19 protein-coding genes are annotated in these 16,840 nt (G+C 67.9%); 10 read left to right on the plus strand and 9 right to left on the minus strand.

Annotation, left to right across the window (positions count from 1 at the left end; genetic code table 11):
• Together GJ633_RS06385 and GJ633_RS18115 are read right to left on the minus strand one after the other, a co-directional pair.
• On the minus strand, positions 1-660 hold a 660-nt coding region (locus GJ633_RS06385; protein ID WP_197431265.1), incomplete at its 3' end, for a GTP-binding protein.
• On the minus strand, positions 639-767 hold the full coding sequence (locus tag GJ633_RS18115; RefSeq protein ID WP_255470537.1) for a hypothetical protein: 129 nt from the start codon (positions 765-767) through the stop codon (positions 639-641). The genes GJ633_RS18115 and GJ633_RS06385, both read right to left, overlap by 22 nt.
• Before the next feature lie 14 nt (positions 768-781).
• On the opposite strand from GJ633_RS18115, the gene GJ633_RS06390 reads away from it, so the two are divergent.
• From GJ633_RS06390 to GJ633_RS06405, 4 genes are all read left to right on the plus strand, one after another.
• Complete coding sequence (locus tag GJ633_RS06390; protein WP_156588123.1) at positions 782-988, plus strand: hypothetical protein; 207 nt, start codon at positions 782-784, stop codon at positions 986-988.
• Positions 989-1,083: 95 nt separating this feature from the next.
• Positions 1,084-1,380, plus strand: coding sequence for a hypothetical protein (locus GJ633_RS06395; RefSeq protein ID WP_156588124.1), 297 nt, complete (start codon positions 1,084-1,086; stop codon positions 1,378-1,380).
• A 46-nt stretch (positions 1,381-1,426) separates the two neighbouring features.
• The gene (locus GJ633_RS06400) at positions 1,427-2,425 is read left to right on the plus strand and encodes a TRC40/GET3/ArsA family transport-energizing ATPase (protein ID WP_156588139.1); all 999 of its coding nucleotides are present in this window, start codon (positions 1,427-1,429) and stop codon (positions 2,423-2,425) included.
• Positions 2,426-2,563: 138 nt separating this feature from the next.
• Positions 2,564-4,450 (plus strand): carbon starvation protein A, encoded by a 1,887-nt coding sequence (locus GJ633_RS06405; protein ID WP_156588125.1) that lies wholly within the window; start codon positions 2,564-2,566, stop codon positions 4,448-4,450.
• A 93-nt stretch (positions 4,451-4,543) separates the two neighbouring features.
• Here the strand turns inward: GJ633_RS06405 and GJ633_RS06410 are convergent, their stop codons facing one another.
• Positions 4,544-5,176 (minus strand): hypothetical protein, encoded by a 633-nt coding sequence (locus GJ633_RS06410; RefSeq protein WP_156588126.1) that lies wholly within the window; start codon positions 5,174-5,176, stop codon positions 4,544-4,546.
• Positions 5,169-5,549, minus strand: coding sequence for a cupin domain-containing protein (locus tag GJ633_RS06415; RefSeq protein WP_156588127.1), 381 nt, complete (start codon positions 5,547-5,549; stop codon positions 5,169-5,171). The genes GJ633_RS06410 and GJ633_RS06415 overlap by 8 nt, the downstream gene beginning before the upstream one ends.
• Before the next feature lie 195 nt (positions 5,550-5,744).
• Between GJ633_RS06415 and GJ633_RS06420 the strand changes: the two genes are divergently transcribed.
• The 5 genes from GJ633_RS06420 (at position 5,745) to GJ633_RS06440 (ending at position 8,886) form a co-directional block, all read left to right on the plus strand.
• Positions 5,745-6,005, plus strand: coding sequence for a hypothetical protein (locus GJ633_RS06420; protein ID WP_156588128.1), 261 nt, complete (start codon positions 5,745-5,747; stop codon positions 6,003-6,005).
• Positions 6,006-6,103: 98 nt separating this feature from the next.
• On the plus strand, positions 6,104-6,790 hold the full coding sequence (locus GJ633_RS06425) for a DUF5828 family protein (protein WP_156588129.1): 687 nt from the start codon (positions 6,104-6,106) through the stop codon (positions 6,788-6,790).
• Between the two features lie 33 nt (positions 6,791-6,823).
• Complete coding sequence (locus GJ633_RS06430; protein WP_156588130.1) at positions 6,824-7,063, plus strand: hypothetical protein; 240 nt, start codon at positions 6,824-6,826, stop codon at positions 7,061-7,063.
• Positions 7,064-7,163: 100 nt separating this feature from the next.
• The gene (locus GJ633_RS06435; RefSeq protein ID WP_156588131.1) at positions 7,164-7,541 is read left to right on the plus strand and encodes a helix-turn-helix domain-containing protein; all 378 of its coding nucleotides are present in this window, start codon (positions 7,164-7,166) and stop codon (positions 7,539-7,541) included.
• A 46-nt stretch (positions 7,542-7,587) separates the two neighbouring features.
• Positions 7,588-8,886 (plus strand): O-acetylhomoserine aminocarboxypropyltransferase/cysteine synthase family protein, encoded by a 1,299-nt coding sequence (locus tag GJ633_RS06440; protein ID WP_156588132.1) that lies wholly within the window; start codon positions 7,588-7,590, stop codon positions 8,884-8,886.
• A gap of 8 nt (positions 8,887-8,894) precedes the next feature.
• On the opposite strand, the gene GJ633_RS06445 is transcribed toward GJ633_RS06440, so the two are convergent.
• Positions 8,895-9,881 carry a hypothetical protein gene (locus GJ633_RS06445; RefSeq protein ID WP_156588133.1) on the minus strand — a complete coding sequence of 329 codons (987 nt, stop codon included), beginning with the start codon at positions 9,879-9,881 and terminating at the stop codon, positions 8,895-8,897.
• A gap of 574 nt (positions 9,882-10,455) precedes the next feature.
• Positions 10,456-11,004, minus strand: coding sequence for a hypothetical protein (locus GJ633_RS06450; RefSeq protein ID WP_156588134.1), 549 nt, complete (start codon positions 11,002-11,004; stop codon positions 10,456-10,458).
• A 139-nt stretch (positions 11,005-11,143) separates the two neighbouring features.
• On the opposite strand from GJ633_RS06450, the gene GJ633_RS06455 reads away from it, so the two are divergent.
• Complete coding sequence (locus tag GJ633_RS06455) at positions 11,144-12,454, plus strand: amidase (RefSeq protein ID WP_156588135.1); 1,311 nt, start codon at positions 11,144-11,146, stop codon at positions 12,452-12,454.
• A gap of 121 nt (positions 12,455-12,575) precedes the next feature.
• Here GJ633_RS06455 and GJ633_RS06460 read toward each other — a convergent pair whose 3' ends face one another.
• The 3 genes from GJ633_RS06460 to GJ633_RS06470 all read right to left on the minus strand — a co-directional run bounded on the left by GJ633_RS06460 (position 12,576) and on the right by GJ633_RS06470 (position 16,350).
• Entirely contained in the window at positions 12,576-14,093 is a 1,518-nt protein-coding gene (locus GJ633_RS06460; RefSeq protein ID WP_156588136.1) for a sodium:proline symporter, read from the minus strand.
• A 124-nt stretch (positions 14,094-14,217) separates the two neighbouring features.
• Positions 14,218-14,883, minus strand: a complete 666-nt coding sequence (gene tenA / locus GJ633_RS06465; protein ID WP_156588137.1) for a thiaminase II — start codon at positions 14,881-14,883, stop codon at positions 14,218-14,220.
• A gap of 240 nt (positions 14,884-15,123) precedes the next feature.
• A complete protein-coding gene (locus GJ633_RS06470) occupies positions 15,124-16,350 on the minus strand; it encodes a Zn-dependent hydrolase (RefSeq protein ID WP_156588138.1) in 1,227 nt (408 codons plus the stop codon).
• Positions 16,351-16,840 lie beyond the last annotated feature (490 nt).

Consider the following 16,840-nt stretch of genomic DNA (forward strand, 5'->3'; position numbering starts at 1 on the left):
GACGTCGAGGATCCGGTCGGGGTCGACCGCGGAGAACTCGGTCACGACCGTCTCGGCGTCGGGCTGGAGCGCGCCCACGAGGTCGCGCGCTTCGTCGATCTCGGCGTCGGTACAGAGGTCGGCCTTGTTGCAGACGACCAGGTTCGACACCTCCACCTGCTCGACGAGGAGATCGGAGAGGGGACGGTCGGCGTCGGCGCCGGCGTCGGGGTCGACCCGCCGCTCGGGGGCATCCGACCCCGAGAAGGCGTCGAGGAACTGGCGCGTGTCGATCACGGTGACGAGCGCGTCGACGCGGTAGCGGGCGGCCGCGCGCGACTCCGTGGTGAACAGCCGCGCGACGGGCGCCGGCTCGGAGATGCCCGAGGACTCGACCACCAGCGCGTCGAAGGAGCGCTCGTTGGCGAGCCGCACGACCGCGGTCTCGAGGTCGTCCTGCAGTTCACAGCAGATACAGCCGTTCGACAGCTCCGTGACCCCCTCGACGCCGACCGCCGACTCCTCGGCGATCAGCTCGGCATCGACGTTCACGTCGCCCATGTCGTTGACGAGCACCGCGATGTCGCGGTCGCCGGCGTTCCGCAGGAGGTGGTTCAGAAGCGTCGTCTTGCCCGCACCGAGGCTCCCCGAGAGCACGGTCACCGGAATCCGGTCGTCCATGCGATCCGGTCGGTCGCGGGGACCTTCAACTCCGCGGCGACGACACCGAACCCGAAGACGCCGCGGGTCGCGGTCGTCGAAAGCCGATACGTTGATACGTTCGGCACGCGGACCGCGGACCATGTTCGATTACGTCTCCGCGGTGGGAATCGCCGCGGTCGTCGCGACCGTCCTGATGGTCGTCGCCATGCTGTACCTCGTCTGGGGAGCGATGGGGAACGACACCCACAGGCCGAGCCGCGAGGACGACGAACGACCCGAACTCGCCGAGGACGAGGAGTCGACCGAGACGCAGGGCGAACTGGCCGCCGACGGCAACTCGGCGTAACGGCGGCGACAGCGGGGCGACGACCTTCGGCGACGGTGGGGCTCACGAGGGCGCCCGCGACAGCTTTTACCGCGCCCCGGACATCACGATGGATAATGACAGTCGCAGACCGGATCGCCGCCTTCCGGGCCGCGCTCGACGAGTGGCTCCGCGGGCTGTACCACGGGATGATCACCCACCCGGCCTACGAGAAGATCGAGAAGGAGGCGGAGGACGTGGAAGACGAGTTCATGCTGGCGTGTTTCCCGGACGCGTTCGGGATCCCCTCGCCGGTGTCGTACTACACCGCGGAGCTGCTCCCGTACCTCGAAGACGAGTTCGAGGCGTGGGAGCGGCGGCTGTGGGACCGCGAGACGCTGATCGAGCGAAAAGGCCAGCAGTACCACTTCTGATGTGCGCGACACCACTACTGATGTGCGCGACCACGGTGAACGCGTGATGGAGGAGTTCGTCTTCTTCGGCGGCAAGGGCGGCGTGGGCAAGACGACGGTCTCGTGTGCGTACGCGTACCGCTGTGCGACCGCCGGGGTGCGGACGCTCGTGGTCTCGACGGACCCCGCCCACTCGGTGTCGGACGTGTTCGACCAGCAGTTCGGGGACGCCCCGGCGTCGGTCGACGGCGTCGAGGGGCTCGACGCGATGGAGATCGACCCGGAAGACGAGATGCAGCGACACCTCGAGGAGATCCGTGAGGGGCTCTCCGAACAGGTGTCGGCCGCGATGGTCTCGGAGATCAACCGCCAGCTCGAGATGTCCCACGGGACGCCCGGCGCGTACGAGGCCGCCCTCTTCGACGCGTTCGTGGGCGTGATGCGCGACGAGGCCGAGCCGTACGACCGGGTCGTCTTCGACACCGCCCCGACGGGCTCGACGCTGCGGCTCCTCGGACTCCCCGAGTTCCTCGGCGACTGGATCGACCGGCTGCTGTACAAGCGGAAGCAGTCGATCGACCTCTTCGAGAAGGCCGCGATCGGCGACATGGAGCCCCGGCGGCTGATGGAGGGCGATCCGGTCTTAGAGCGGCTCCAGCGCCGCAAGGAGTTCTTCGAGTTCGCCGGCGACGCCATGCGGACCGACGCGGCGTTCTTCCTCGTGTTGAACCCCGACCAGCTGTCGGTCAACGAAACCGGGCGGGCGATCGAGGCGTTCACCGAGCGCGACCTCCGCGTGCGCGGGCTCGTCGCGAACAAGCTCACCCCGGAGCCGGACGACGACGAGGAGGGGCGAGGCGCCCGCTACCTCCGCGAGAAGGTCGCCACCGAACGGGACCGGCTCGACCAGGTCCGCGAGGAGTTCGAGCCGCCGCTGGTCGCCGAGATCGAATCGCGGACCCGCGAAGTCCGCGGCGATCTGCTGGCGAACGTGGCCGCCGAGCTGGACGTCGAGACGGGTGGCGAGGAGCGCGCGCGAACGGGACCGACAGGGGACAGCAATTAATTTCAGATATCGTAGATGTAATAAGCGGTCGAACGGCGCAGCGAACCGCCCACGGGAGGGACATTTCGGGGGGATCATCATGATTGACGACAATACTTAAGTATTCGATCGTGAATCGATACCACGAGGCAGGGAACTATGACAAGTGTAATCTGGATCGTAGTCGCCGTGCTCAGTACGTTCACCGTGGGATACGTGGGGTACTCGCGGTACCTCTCGCGGTTCGTCGAACTCGACGACGACCGGGAGACGCCGGCACACAAGTACGAGGACGGACAGGAGTACGTACCGGCGAAGAAGCCGGTGCTACTGGGGCATCACTTCTCGAGCATCGCGGGCGGGGCGCCGATCGTCGGCCCGATCACCGCCGGAGCCATCTGGGGATGGGTCCCGGCGCTGTTGTGGGTCGCCATCGGCAACCCGCTGATGGGGGCGGTCCACGACTTCATCTCGCTGTCGGGCTCGATGCGACACGAGGGGAAGTCGATCGGCTACATCATCGGTGAGTACGTCGGCGAGCAGGGCAAGAACATGCTGCTGTGGTTCGCGTTCCTCACCATCATCCTCGTGGTGGCGGTGTTCGCGCTCGTCGTGGGGATCGTGTTGAACGCGTTCCCGTCCGCGGCGACCGCGAGCCTGGTGTACATCGCGCTCGCGTTCGGGTTCGGCGTGTATCTGTACCAGCTCGACGGGCCGTTCCTCCCCGGGACCGTCCTGTTCGTCGCGGGCGTGTTCGCGGGCGTCTGGCTCGGCATCCAGTACCCGCTCGCGCTGTTCCCGGCAGTCGAGGCGGGCGCGTATCCGGAAGGGACCATCGTGCTCTTAGGGTTCCTCGGGAACGGCGCCTGGCTGCCCGGCGCGGTGATGAGCGCGGACGCCATCCTGCAGCCGAACGTCGCGGCGTGGGTGCCGGTCATCCTCATTTACGCGACGCTCGCGAGCGCGCTCCCGGTGTGGGTGCTGCTCCAGCCGCGCGACTACCTGTCGTCGTTCCTGCTGTACTCGGGCGTCGGCGGGGCACTGCTGGCGATCATCGTCGGCACGATCTTCGGCACGTCCGCCCAGCCGCTGACCATCGACGCCTCCATCGGCGCCTACATGGGCTTCTTCGGGAGCGACCTGGCCGTCGAGACGCGGGGCATCACGCCGTTGTTCCCCCTCCTGTTCGTGACGATCGCCTGCGGGACCATCAGCGGCTTCCACTCGCTGGTGTCGTCGGGGACCACGGCGAAACAGCTGAACAAGGAGAGCGACGCCCGCCTCATCGGCTACGGCGGCATGCTCGGTGAGGGGCTGCTCGCGTCCGTCGCGATCTCGACGCTCGCGGTCGCCGGCGCGACCACGGCGGCCGCGGGCGGCGGCATCGGCGGCGCGCTGCCGAACTTCGCGACCGGCGGCGGGATCATCCTCACCAGCCTCGGGATCCCGCAGAGCTTCGGGGCGCCGTTCATGGCGCTCGTGCTCGTGAGCTTCCTGCTCACCTCGACCGACACCGCGGCGCGGCTCGGTCGGTACATGATGGAAGAGATCGTCGGGACCCGGGGGAGCGGAACGACCACCGGTCTCACCACCGACCTCGGCGGCTTCGCGAAGGGGCGGTACACGAACCCCGTCATCCAGTCGCTCATCGCGTACCTGCTCGTCATCTCCGGCGAGTGGGTGACCCTCTGGGCGCTGTTCGGCGGCGCGAACCAGCTGCTCGCGGCGCTGGCGCTGCTCGCCGGCACCGTCTGGATCGCCAACTGGGACCGGTCCAAACAGCTCATCTCGACCGGCGTCCCGATGGCCATCATGGTGACGATCACCGTCCTCGGGTTGTCGTGGGTGGCGCTGTGGGACAACCTCTATCAGAAGCTCATTCTGGGCGGTGTCACCGCGCTCAGCGGACAGATATCCGCGGTCGTCCAGATGGCGCTCGCGTTCGTGCTCATCTACCTCGCGCTGTCGCTGGTGCGTATCGGCTACGGCAACATCACGAGCGTGCGGAGCGGCAGCGAGCCGGCGGCCGAACCGAGCGACGACTGACCAGCGGTCGCGGCGGCCGCGTTTTCGCTGTCGGCGGCCGCGCTTTTGCCGTCCGTTTTTTCGGCGACCGAAGCCGAGCGACGACGCGTCCGATCAGCGCCAGAAGCGCTTGGCGAACCGCGAGAAGAACCCCTCGGCCGGCGGGTCGACCCGCTCCCACAGGCGGAACGCGGCGGCGGTGTCGGCGCTCTCGCTGGCGACGAGTTCCTCGCGGTCGGGCGCGACCACGACGAGGTTCACCTCGTAGTGGCCGTAGTAGCCGAACTTCAACAGCGTGCGGTCCCGGAACCCCTCGACGAACCCGGCGACGTCGTCGGGAATCCGATCGGCGACGAGCACGACGGTGACGTCGGTGCCGTAGTGCTGTTCGTGGGCCTCGACCCGCTCGTCGGCGACGCCGTGGGCGAACGCGACCAACCGCTCCAGTTCCCCGACGCTCGGCGTCGACACCCGGCGGGCGAAGACGTACTCCATCATGTCGTGGTCCGCGTAGCTCAACGCCGGGTGGAGGAACTGCTTCTGGTTGCGCACCCGCATCTCGGCGGACAGCTCGAACCGCTCGCCGTCAACGACGACGTCGCGGTCGAGGTCGTAGCTGTACATCAGCCGGTCGGAGACCCGGTCGAGGTACTCGTCGTCGTAGTCGGGGACGTTCTCGCGGATCTCCGCCGGCAGCTCCTCGGGATCGCGGCGGTCGTCGCTCCCCCCGTCGGCCGCGTCACTCATCGTCGGGGTCGTACGCGACCGCGTCGTCCGCGGCCGGCGGCGCGCCGATCGCGAGCACCGTCACCGGCGCGTCGGCGTCTACCGGATTGTACGCGCGCTGCGGGCTCTCCGGGTCGACGACGAACAGGTCGTCGGCGGGAACCTCGTAGGTCCCCTCCGGCGTCTCGACCGCGAGCGTCCCGTCGAGCACGTAGAACGCCTCCTGTTGCGTCTCGTGGTAGTGGTACGCGAGCGGGATCTGTTCGCCCGGCTCGGCGCAGAACCGGTTGATCGCCACGGTGTCGAGCCCACCCGGGTCGGACAGCTTCCGACACTCGCAGGGGCGGTCGGGCTCCGATTCCACCGAATCCGTGTCGACGACGCGATATCCCATGCGAATTCATTCCACGGAGTGGATAAAAAGGGCGTCGGGAGAGGCGGGAAAACCGAGAAGCGAAGAGCGAACGGCGGGCGAGAGCGGAGACAGCGAGCCCGGACGGAACGGCGGACGAGGATCGCCCTAGATCCGCCCGAACGTCGCCGAGGCGCAGTTTTAAGGGAGAGAACGCCCTACTCGGAGGTAGTGACCATGACAGAGGAGACGACCCAGCCGGACTCGTCCGGCGGCGAGATCGAAGCCGAGGCGTGCGGCCGCTGCTCGATGTCGAGCGTTGTCGGGGCGGTAGCGAAATACCAGTCTCCCGAGGAGCGGGCCGAGCGTGATCCGTTCGCCGACGAACGGATCGAGGTCGACGAATCGGCGATCCGCCGCGTGTCGCCGGCGGGGTTCTTCGGCGACCTCAAAGACCGGATCGACGAGCTCGGTCGGCGGCTCGCGTACGGGAAGTAGCGGGCGCCGCGGTCCGTCGCGCCGGCGGAGTCATGCCGGTGGAGTCGCGCCACGCCGGGGAAACTTATACGCATCCGTTTCATATTGGGTGGCACGCGATGGAAGAGAGCATCTCCGGCTTCAAGATGCGCGGGGACTGGGCCGACATCGTCGAACACGGCGAGCGCATCGCTCTCGCGCTCCGGGAGACGGGGGCCGACGGCGACGCGTTCCACGAGTTCGACGACTGGCGGCCGAAGTCCCACGAGCGCATCGACGAGGACGTGTCGGCGAAGACCGCCGAACAGGCGTCGGTCAACGAAGGGGAGGGCGAGCAGGCCGGCAAGACGCCCGGCGACGACCTCCAGACGGCCGGCGAGAAGCTCACCGAATCCTACGAGAAGGTCGAAGAGAACGACACCGAGAGCGCGGTCGAGCGCTGGGGCGAGTCGATAGACCACGTCGCCCGCGCGGCCGACTCGGCGAGCCGCAAGGCGCTCCGGAAGGTCGAAGACACCGTCTATCGGAAGGTGATGACCCAGATGGCGCCGTACTACTTCGACAACGAGCTCGTCAGCGCGAACGTCCGGGAGGTCGGCCGCGGCGACGACGGCGAGCGGTTCGTCTTCGAGGTGAACATCAACGACGACGAGCTGAAAGCGGAGGTGAGCGACATCCTCGCGGAGTACGAGTCCGAGATCGACCGCTGGCACGTCGAGACGGAGAAGCGGACGGAAGACGTCGCCGCCGCCGAGGGCGTCGAGCCGCCGCGCGAGGAGGGTGGCCCGGACTCGACGCGGACCTGACGGGTTTAACAGCCGTCCGCTTCAACGGGTCGTATGACCGAAGTTCTCCGCATCGAGCCCGGTGAGCTGTCGGCCGACGAGATCATCGCCGTCCTCAACGAGGGGCGTCGGGTGGTCGTCGACGTCGAGGTCGCCGGCGGCAGCCACGAGATCGTCCTCCGGTACGACGGCGAGACGTACCACTGCGACACGCCGACGAATCTCCACCGCCACGCCGAGGAGGCGGAGATGCGCGGGTGTCTCGACCGCATGGGGTACGCGGCCGACGATTGAATCGAACGGGGAGCGACGACCCGGGGGTGCCGTCGTTCCCGACGCACGAGCCGCCGAACCGACCCCCGTGTTTAATCTAACCGCGGCCGAAGCCGCAGACATGAGCGAGCCCGAGATCGAGGACCTGATCGGCGACACCTCCCCGTCGTTCGAGCACGTCCTCTCGTGCGTGTTCGGGATTCGGGACCACGAGAGCCGGACGTACCTCACGCTGCTCGACTACCCGGGAAGTACGGTCGCCGAGCTGGCCGAGACGCTCGACCGCGACCGGTCGAACGTGAATCGGTCGCTCTCGACGCTCCGGGAGAAGGGGCTCGTCGAGCGCCGGCGCCGCCTGCTCGACTCCGGCGGGTACGTCTACCAGTACACCGCCGTCCCCGTCTCCGAGGCGAAGACGCGGCTCCACGACGCGCTCGACGAGTGGGTCGAAGCCGTCCACGCGGCGATAGACGAGTTCGATCCCGACGAGGACCGGTAAGCCACGCGACAGGTGGATTTAACACGCCGGCGCGGGCACGAGGTGTATGCCATCCGACGAGGCTGACCACGAGTTCCGTACCCGAAGCGTCCACGCTGGGTCCGATCCGGACCCGGCGACCGGCGCCCGCGCCACGCCGATCTACCAGACGACCTCCTACGAGTTCGAGGACGCGGAGCACGCCGCCCGGCTGTTCGCCCTCGAGGAGGCGGGGAACATCTACTCGCGGATCATGAATCCCACGAACGCCGCGCTCGAAGAGCGGATCGCCTCGCTCGAAGGTGGGGTCGGGGCGGTCGCGACCGCCTCCGGGATGGCCGCGCTCGACCTGGCGACGTTCATGCTCGCGTCGGCGGGCGACAACGTCGTCAGTTCCTCCGCGCTGTACGGGGGCACGTACACCTACCTCACCCACTCCGTCGAGCGTCGCGGGATCACGACCCGATTCGTCGACCCGCTCGACTACGAGGGGTACGCCGACGCCATCGACGAGGACACCGCGTACGTCCACTTAGAGACGATCGGCAACCCCGCCCTCGTCACGCCCGACATCGAGCGGATCGCCGACATCGCTCACGAGCACGGCGTCCCGCTTTTCGTCGACAACACGTTCGCGACGCCGTACCTCTGCCGGCCGTTCGAGCACGGCGCCGACCTGGTCTGGGAGTCGACGACGAAGTGGCTCACGGGGAACGGGACGACGATCGGGGGCGTCCTCGTCGACGGCGGGTCGTTCCCGTGGGGCGAGTACCCCGAGAAGTTCCCCGAGATCGCGAAGGACAACCCCGCGTACCACGGGATCAACTACGTCGACGCCTTCGGCGACGCCGCGTTCACGTTCGCGGCCATCAGCCGCGGGCTCCGCGACCTGGGCGACCAGCAGTCGCCGTTCGACGCGTGGAACACGCTCCAGCAGACCGAGTCGCTCCCGCTCCGGATGGACCGACACTGCGAGAACGCCGCGATCGTCTCGGAGTACCTGGCCGACCACGACGAGGTCGCGTGGGTGAACTACCCCGGCCTGGAGAGCCACGAGACCCACGCGGAGGCGAGCGAATACCTGGACGGCGGCTACGGCGGGATGATCACCTTCGGCTTAGAGGGCGGCTACGAGGCCGCGAAAGGCACCGTCGAGCACGCCGAACTCGCCTCGCTGCTGGCTAACGTCGGCGACGCGAAGACGCTCGTCATCCACCCGGCCTCGACGACCCACCAGCAGCTGACCGAGGCGGAACAGGAAGCGGCGGGCGTCACCGGCGACATGGTGCGGATCTCGGTCGGCATCGAGGATCCGGCGGACATCGTCGCGGACCTGGAGGCCGCGATCGAACGGGCGTCGAGCTGATCGGACGGTCAGCGGTCGCCGGACAGGTGACAGACCCCGGCGAGCGCGGCCGCGCCGGCGACGTTACACAGCATGTCTTCGACCGTGTCGCGGAGGTAGTAGTCGACGCTCCACGGCTCGTAGAACCCGCGGAAGAGGAACTCGTAGACCTCGAAGCCGGCACCGACGAGGAACACCACGGCCGGGAGGAAGACGAACAGGCGGCGTCGGGTGGAGTACGCGGCCGGACGGAGCAGGTACAGCCACGCCGCGACGCCGAACCCGGAGAGGGTGTGTGTCGTCAGGTCCCACCAGCTGAACGCGCCGTAGAGCCCGTGTCGCATGCCGCCGAAGTGCAGGACGCACACGACGGCCGACCACGCGACCAGCGCCCCCCAGACCGGATACCAGCCCCGGTCCGTCGCCAGCCCCGAGACGAGACGCGATCGCGGACCGCCACGGGATCGAGTCGGACGCCGATCCGCCCGACTGCGCTCTGACGGGTTCGTCGCCGCCAGCGCCGCCACGGTCGCGCCGAACACGATCGCGCCGCCGACCGGTACCATGACGCTCACCGCCCCCGCGAGCTGTGCGTACGCCTCGGTGCCGACGCTGAGCAACGCGAGGAGCAGTCCGCCGGCGAAGGCGGTCTCGTACCGGGACCCGCTCAACACCGGCTCAACGGCGCCGACGAGCACGAACGACGCGACGAGCAGCGACCCGGCTCCCAGTCCGGGCGGGACCACGGCGACCAGCAGCAGGCAGCCGGTGACCAGCCACAGGTCCCGGTGGCTGGCACGCAGGGCGGACGCCGCGCCGACGGCCGCGAGCGTCGGCACGGCGACGAGACGGAGGCGGAACAGCTCGTCCGCGACCGGGGCGCCCGGCGGGCCGACCGTCAGCCGCTGGATGACGCCGAGCCCGGTGAGCACAACCGCCAGGACGACCGCGAAGACGGCCACGAGCCGCCGCCCTCGTCGGTCCGAACCCCGATAGATCGAGGGACCGATCGTCATGGTCGGGATCCACGCCGAGCCCGTCGATCCGCTCTCGGGGTCGCGTCCGCGTGGTCGCCCGACACGTCATCCGAGACGACGAATGCCGGTGGGGTCGGGCGTCGGGACGCGTGACCGGAGGGAGGGATCGCGATATCGAATTGGGAGACCGCGGTACCGGCCGTGGAGGTCGGCGAGGCTGAGGCCGAGACCGCCGAAACGGCCGACAGCGAGACCGCCGAGGCGGGGACAGTCGAACGCGCGAGCGCGCGAGACCGCCGGTGGAGGGCAGCACACATCGCTACGCTCGATCGGAGACTCCGCAGACCCGACGTGAGCGTCCGGACACGTCTCGGAGAGCAGTACCGTCGCACGAATCAGAGGGACCGGCCGCGACCGTTGGGGGACTACAGGTCCGTCGTTCCGACATGCACCACGCTCCGTACCGATCGAATATATGCCTTCTAAAGGCTAAAAGAGGCGTTTGAGACACGCCGATCGGGTTCGCGGCAGCGACTTCGGCGAGGCGCGATCCGCGGCTGCGCGGCGGTCGATCGGGCGCTCGGCAGCGACGAGCAGGAGACGTTCAGACGCACTACCAGTAGACGGTGTACGTACAGGTCTCATCGCCCGCGCGTCGACAGTCGTCGCCCGTCTCCTCGACGAACACGAACGCCTCGACGGGGGCGAACCGCCGCGCGACCGCCCGCACGATCCCCCGATCGAACGGACACGGATACGGGTTCTTACACGTCAGTTGGGCGGTTCGCTCGCCGACGTCCGTGACGCGGTAGTACCCGATCTCTCCGCCCCGGTGGTTCCGATGGTAGGCCTCGTCGATCGAGCGGAGCCCGGCTTCGACCGTCTCGACGTCCGACGGCCAGTCGGCGGTGTCCGGGATCTGCTCGCCGATGCGGTCCAAGAGGTGCGGTTCCAGGTCCACGGCGAGCGCGCCGAACGCGTCCAGCCAGGCCTGCTGTGGATACCACTCGCCCGGCGTCGGGTCGCTCACGCCGTGTGCCGCGAGCGCCTCCCGAACCCGCCGCCGGTACGTCTCGGAGAACCGACTCACGCCCTCGATCATCGCCAGCACGGTCTGGCCGTTGATTTCCACGCCGTCGTCCATCGCCTCGTACCGACCCATCGCGTGCCGGAAACATCGGTCGAACAGACTTTACGCTTTGGTTGAAACGACCGTTCGGAGACGTTCGGGGCGACGACCGGCAGGCGGAAAATACTGTAGAAACGCACAACCTAATTCGACGAGGGAGAGACCATCGGCTATGATACGTCGCGAGCCGTTGGCGGACGCCGTAGACCGGCTCCGAGACGGTCGCATCGACCCCGCAGCGTACGTCGACGAGCTCGAAGCGCGAGCGGCGACCGTCGAGCCCGCGATCGAGTCCCTCGTTCCCGAGGACGGGCGGTGGGACCGTCTCAGGGACGAGGCGGCCGCGCTCGCCGAGCGGTATCCGGATCCGGCGGAGCGGCCCCCGCTGTACGGGATCCCCGTCGGCGTGAAAGACATCTTTCACGTCGCCGGTCTTCCGACCCGTGCCGGGTCGGATCTGCCGCCGGAAGCGCTCGCCGGCGAGGAAGCAGCCGCGGTCACCGCCGTTCGCGACGCCGGGGCGCTGGTGCTCGGCAAAACCGTGACGACGGAGTTCGCCCACTTCGAGCCGGGACCGACGCGAAACCCGCACGACACGGGGCGAACGCCAGGCGGGTCGAGCAGCGGCTCGGTGGCCGCGGTCGCGGCCGGGCTCTGTCCCGTCGCGTTCGGAACACAGACGATCGGGTCCGTGATCCGTCCGGCGGCGTTCTGCGGGATCGTCGGGTTCAAGCCGAGTTTCGGCCGGATTCCGACGGACGGCGTCATTCCGCTGTCCGAGTCGGTCGATCACGTCGGGGTCTTCACGCAGGACACCGAAGGGATCGGCCTCGTCACCCCGCTGCTGTGTGACTCGTGGCGGACGCTGCCGACGCCGACGGCCGCGCCCACGCTCGGCGTTCCCGACGGACCGTATCTCGAACAGGCGTCGGAGACCGGCCGCGACGCGTTCGAGAGCCACGTCGACGCGCTGGTCGGGGCGGGGTACGACGTGGTTCGGGTGGACGCGCTGTCCGATATCGACGCGGTCAACGAGCGACACGAGCGCCTCGTCGCCGCCGAGGCGGCGCTCGCCCACGAGAGCTGGTTCCGCGAGTACGACGACCGGTACGCGGCGGAGACGCGGCGGCTGGTGTCCGAGGGGATGGAGACCACGATGGACACCGTCGCGGCCGGGAGGCGGAGTCGGACCGAGCTTCGCGGGGCGCTAACCGCACAGATGGACGAGCACGGGATCGACCTGTGGATCGCGCCGGCCGCGCCGGGAGCCGCCCCGGAGGGTATCGAGACCACCGGGGATCCGATCATGAACCTCCCGTGGACGCACGCCGGACTGCCGACGATAACGGTTCCGGCGAGCCGGACCGAGGAAGGGCTCCCGCTCGGGGTACAGTGCGTGGGTCGATTCGGCGCCGACGAGGACGTCGTTCGGTGGAGCCACGGGATCTCGGAGGCGTTCTCGAGCGCGTTCGCCGTGCCGTGACCGTCGGCACGAGTGGGGTTCTCGGCACGTCGCCAGACGACCGACGGGAGGAGCGAGAGGCGCTCGGGATGAAGCGTCGTGGCCTCCCGGAGGAAGGCACGGGGGGAAGGGTAGTCCCCCGTCAGTCGGCCGGCTCGGCGGCGTCGTCGATCTGCTCGATCGCACCCGCCAGTTCGTCGAGATCGAACGCCGCGGACGAGAGCCGCGCGGCGACGAGCGTCAGCGCGGTCGAAACGCAGAAGGCGCCCGCGAAGGAGGTCAGGTACAGGGGGTCCGCGGCCGGCAGCGCGTCGCCGACGACCGGCACCGCGGTGAGCACGCCGCGGAAGTCCGGGAAGTACGCCAGGCCGACCGCGAGGCCGCCGACACCGCTCACGAGCGCGCCGGGCCCGGTTATCGACTCCGAGTAGAGCCCGTAGAGGAGGGGGAACGCGACGGCCGCCCCGAGCAGGTCCGCCAGGAAGAACAGCCGGAGCACGCTGCGGGCGCGGAGGCTGACGTACACCGCCGCCAGCGCGACGACGACGGTGAACGCCCGCGACGCGAGCCGGAGCCGCCGGTCGTCGACCGCCGAGAGGCGCACGAGGTCGACCGTGACCAGACTGGCCAGCGCGTTGAACAGCGTGTCGACGGAGCTGACCACGAGCAGCAGCGCCAAAAGCGTCACGCCGAGGACGACCGGCGCCGGGAAGGCCGCCTCCAGCAGGACGAACAGCGCGACGTCGGCGTTGTAGCCCGCGCTCGCGGTGTCCGTCACAATGTCGGCGCTCCCGACGGCCACGAGGCCGAACAGCGCCGCGAGGAAGACGATTCCCCCGTTCGCGAGGCTGGCGTTCCGGAACCCGTCCCGGACGGCGTCGTCGCCGTCGCCGGCGTACACCCGCTGCCACCAGGTCTGGTTGATCAGCTCCGCCCCCAAGATGGCGAACGACAGGGCGAACCCGAACTGCAGTCCCGGGAGGAAGCCCGGATCGAGCAGGCTGGGGTTCGCCGCGACGACGCCCTCGTAGACCGGAGTGACGCCGCCGAGCGCCAGCAGCACGCCGGCGAAGGTCACCACGAGCAACGGGAGCACGATCAGCGCCTGCACGGTGTCCGTGACGATGCTCGCGGTGAGCCCGCCGTAGCCGGTGTACAGGAGCACGATCCCGCCGACCAGCAGCGCGGTCTGCCACTGCGGGACGCCCGCGACCAGCGACAACGCGCTCGCGATCCCGGTGAGCTCCGCCGCGAGGAAGACGAACATGTACAGCGCGCTCACGACGAGCACGAACGCGTACATCGCGTCGCCGTAGCGGACGTGCGCGTACTCCGTCAGCGAGTGGCCGTCCGGGATAAGCCGACGGATCCGCGGGCCGAGGCGGGCGTACGCCAGCATCGGCACCGCCTCGCCGACCGCGTACCCGACGACGGCGGCGATCCCGAAGCTCGCGCCGGCCTCCGGCGCCGAAAAGAGGATCCAGACGCCCATCACGGACGCGACCAGCGTCGCGGTCAGCCGCCGTTCGCCGACGGATCCGCGAGCCGAGACGAGAGCCTCGACCGAGCCGACGCGGCCGCGGGAGAACCACACGCCAACCGCGGCGCTGCCGACGAGCACCGCCACGGTCAGTCCGAGCGCGACGGCCGGCGTCACCATCGCTCGTCACCTCCGGTGTTTCCGTCGTCGGACCGCGCGTGCGTAGCCGGCTGCACGGCAGCGTGTGGGGCGACGCCGGCCGGAGCATCCATCCGGGTGCCCGCTTGCGGATCCGTCACGGGGGTCACAGCGGCCACCCCTCCTGTTCCCAGGCGGCGTCCCAGAACAGGTACTCGTACTGGGCCGACGTCTCGAACAGGTCTCGGTAGCGGCGCCGGTCGGGGTCGCTCGCGTCCGCGGCCACCTCGTCCATGAGGCGCTTGCACCACTCGGTCAGCTCGGTGAACTCCTCGCCGGCGTACAGCTCTATCCAAGCGGCGTACTGTTCGTGGTCCGGCAGGCCGCGGTCGGCGAGCCGCTCGCCGGTCTCGTTGAAGCCCCACATGCAGGGTAACAGCGCGGCGACGAGGTCGCCGAACGTCCCGTGGGCGGCCGTCCGGACGAGGAAGTCCGTGTACGCGCGGGTCGTGGGCGACGGATCGGTCGCCGCCAGTTCCGTCTCGTCGATCCCGAACTGTGCGGCGTACGACCGGTGGAGGTCCATCTCCGTGTTGACCGTCGACTCCAAAAGCTCCGCGAACGTGCCCATGCGGTCGAGATCCGGGGCCTTCGCGGCGCCGAGGGCGAACACCCGGGCGTACTCGACGAGGTACACGTAGTCCTGTCGCACCCAGTAGCGGAACGGCCCTTCGTCCAAGCTCCCGTCGCCGAGCTGGCGCACCATCGGGTGATCGAGGATGGCCGACCAGTACGTGGCCGCCTCCTCGTGTAGGTCGTCGGTGAACGGCATGTCTCGGGGATCGAGCGAGACCCCGAAAAAGGCTATGATTCGGTGGTACCATCGAATAATACCACGCGGACACTGTCAGACGGCGTGGGCTGGTACCCACGTTTCCGCGGTGGGGAAGTTACCGTTCCGAAATAGATTAATAACTGATATAGATATAGATCTACCTAACGAGATACACGTTCGCCAGCGTTTCTGAAGCCGTGTTGTTGGATGCAGTAGCTGAGGGTTTCTCGCCGGAGTTCACTTCGCCAGCTGGTAGCCGGCATTGATGAGCGTGTTCACGGCGGAATAACAGTCGTCCCAGCTCGTGTACTCTTCTTCGGTGTGGCTCAGGCCGTCTTCGCTGACGGCGAACACCATGCCCGTGTCACATACCTCGGCGACGTTCATCGGATCGTGGCCCGCCCCCGCGTGCATCCGCATGGAGTCGTATCCCAGGTCATCCGCGGCCGCTTCGACCGCCTGAATACACCGGTCGTCGAAGGCGACGCTCTCGAACCGCGTGATCTCCGACGACTCGGCCTCGACATCGTGGCGCCGCGCGATCTGTTCAATCTCATCGAGCGTGCGTTGGTACCCCGCTTCGACGAGTTCGTCCTCGTAATCGACGAACTCCCACACGAGTCGAACCTCGTCGGGCACGATGCTGATCGCCTCCGAGTCGTACTCGATTGCACCCACGGTTCCCCTCGTCGTGTCTGACAGTTTGTTCGCGGTCCGCGGTACCTGCGTGATCAGGTCGCCTGCAGCGACGAGCGCGTCCTGCCGGAGATGCATCGGCGTCGGTCCGGTGTGGTTCGGTTGGCCATAGAACGTCGTCTCCGTCCAGGTGAGACCGACGATCCCGGTGACGACGCCGACATCTTTCTTCTCGCGCTCGAGTTTCGGTCCCTGTTCGATGTGCAACTCCAAATACGCGTCGTACGCTTCGGGCGGTTCCGCGGGTTCAGGTCCCTTGTATCCGATCTCCTCGAGCGCCGCTTCGACCGTAACCCCGTTGTCGTCGGTCGCCGCGTAGACGTCGTCGAGGTCGTACTTCCCGGCCCAAACGCCGCTAGCCATCATCGGTGGCTGGAAGCGCGCCCCCTCCTCGTTCGTCCAGTTGACAACCTCGACCGGGTGGGTCGTGTCGAGGTCTTCCTCCTCGAGGACGTGGACGAGTTCGAGCGCGCCGAGGAGGCCAAGCGGCCCGTCGAAGCGTCCACCGTAGGGCTGCGAATCGAGATGCGATCCCAGAAGCACGGGCGATGCGTCGGGGTCAATCCCCTCGCGCCGTCCGAACACGTTACCGATCGCGTCGATCCGAACGTCGAGTCCAGCGTCGTCCAGCAGGTTACAGAACCAGTCGCGGGCGACTCGGTCTTCCTCGGTCAGTGCAAGACGGTGCAGCCCGCCGGCGTCGGTCCCGCCGAACTCGGCCTGTTCGGTCATCAAAGAGATCAGTCGCTCGCGGTCAGCCGTGAGCATAGTTCACACTCGCCGTCAGCGGAGATAAGCCTACGGGAGACCCGAGGGGATCCACTTCCGACGTTACGACATCGAAGACACGCTGTTTCTCGTCGGTGGTAGTCAGTGGGTTCAAGAAGCACTTCGCTGATACGGCCTCCGATCCCAACATGTCACACATGAGAATAGATACACGATCAAACGTCGGCCGTGTAACTTACGCATGATTCCACCAGACGGCGGGGGCTTGTAACCACGTTTCCGCGGTCGGTGGATCGACGTGGCTGAAACAGTTTGAAAACGAAAGAGGTTTGTCGTTTGTACTTCTCTGAAAACACGTTTCGACAGAATTTCTCAAACCGTGTTGTTCGACGCAGTAACTGTAGTTTTCACGGCGGAGCCCACCGATCAGATCGTCTGCGTCATCGACGAGAAACAGGAGCGTCTTCGATGTCGTGTTTCTCAGCTAATTCAGTGAGAAACTCTCGTGCGATCGGAATCGTATACGTCG

The sequence above is a fragment of the Halorubrum sp. CBA1125 genome, from assembly GCF_009742825.1.
Lineage (GTDB): Archaea > Halobacteriota > Halobacteria > Halobacteriales > Haloferacaceae > Halorubrum.

Excerpts from the sequence above, each read along its gene's own strand:
- GJ633_RS06390 (WP_156588123.1), top strand. The coding sequence starts at position 782 with ATGTTCGATTACGTCTCCGCGGTGGGAATCGCCGCGGTCGTCGCGACC.
- GJ633_RS06395 (WP_156588124.1), top strand. The coding sequence starts at position 1,084 with ATGACAGTCGCAGACCGGATCGCCGCCTTCCGGGCCGCGCTCGACGAG.
- GJ633_RS06400 (WP_156588139.1), top strand. The coding sequence starts at position 1,427 with ATGGAGGAGTTCGTCTTCTTCGGCGGCAAGGGCGGCGTGGGCAAGACG.
- GJ633_RS06405 (WP_156588125.1), top strand. The coding sequence starts at position 2,564 with ATGACAAGTGTAATCTGGATCGTAGTCGCCGTGCTCAGTACGTTCACC.
- GJ633_RS06410 (WP_156588126.1), bottom strand. The coding sequence starts at position 5,176 with ATGAGTGACGCGGCCGACGGGGGGAGCGACGACCGCCGCGATCCCGAG.
- GJ633_RS06415 (WP_156588127.1), bottom strand. The coding sequence starts at position 5,549 with ATGGGATATCGCGTCGTCGACACGGATTCGGTGGAATCGGAGCCCGAC.
- GJ633_RS06420 (WP_156588128.1), top strand. The coding sequence starts at position 5,745 with ATGACAGAGGAGACGACCCAGCCGGACTCGTCCGGCGGCGAGATCGAA.
- GJ633_RS06425 (WP_156588129.1), top strand. The coding sequence starts at position 6,104 with ATGGAAGAGAGCATCTCCGGCTTCAAGATGCGCGGGGACTGGGCCGAC.
- GJ633_RS06430 (WP_156588130.1), top strand. The coding sequence starts at position 6,824 with ATGACCGAAGTTCTCCGCATCGAGCCCGGTGAGCTGTCGGCCGACGAG.
- GJ633_RS06435 (WP_156588131.1), top strand. The coding sequence starts at position 7,164 with ATGAGCGAGCCCGAGATCGAGGACCTGATCGGCGACACCTCCCCGTCG.
- GJ633_RS06440 (WP_156588132.1), top strand. The coding sequence starts at position 7,588 with ATGCCATCCGACGAGGCTGACCACGAGTTCCGTACCCGAAGCGTCCAC.
- GJ633_RS06445 (WP_156588133.1), bottom strand. The coding sequence starts at position 9,881 with ATGACGATCGGTCCCTCGATCTATCGGGGTTCGGACCGACGAGGGCGG.
- GJ633_RS06450 (WP_156588134.1), bottom strand. The coding sequence starts at position 11,004 with ATGGGTCGGTACGAGGCGATGGACGACGGCGTGGAAATCAACGGCCAG.
- GJ633_RS06455 (WP_156588135.1), top strand. The coding sequence starts at position 11,144 with ATGATACGTCGCGAGCCGTTGGCGGACGCCGTAGACCGGCTCCGAGAC.
- GJ633_RS06460 (WP_156588136.1), bottom strand. The coding sequence starts at position 14,093 with ATGGTGACGCCGGCCGTCGCGCTCGGACTGACCGTGGCGGTGCTCGTC.
- tenA (WP_156588137.1), bottom strand. The coding sequence starts at position 14,883 with ATGCCGTTCACCGACGACCTACACGAGGAGGCGGCCACGTACTGGTCG.
- GJ633_RS06470 (WP_156588138.1), bottom strand. The coding sequence starts at position 16,350 with ATGCTCACGGCTGACCGCGAGCGACTGATCTCTTTGATGACCGAACAG.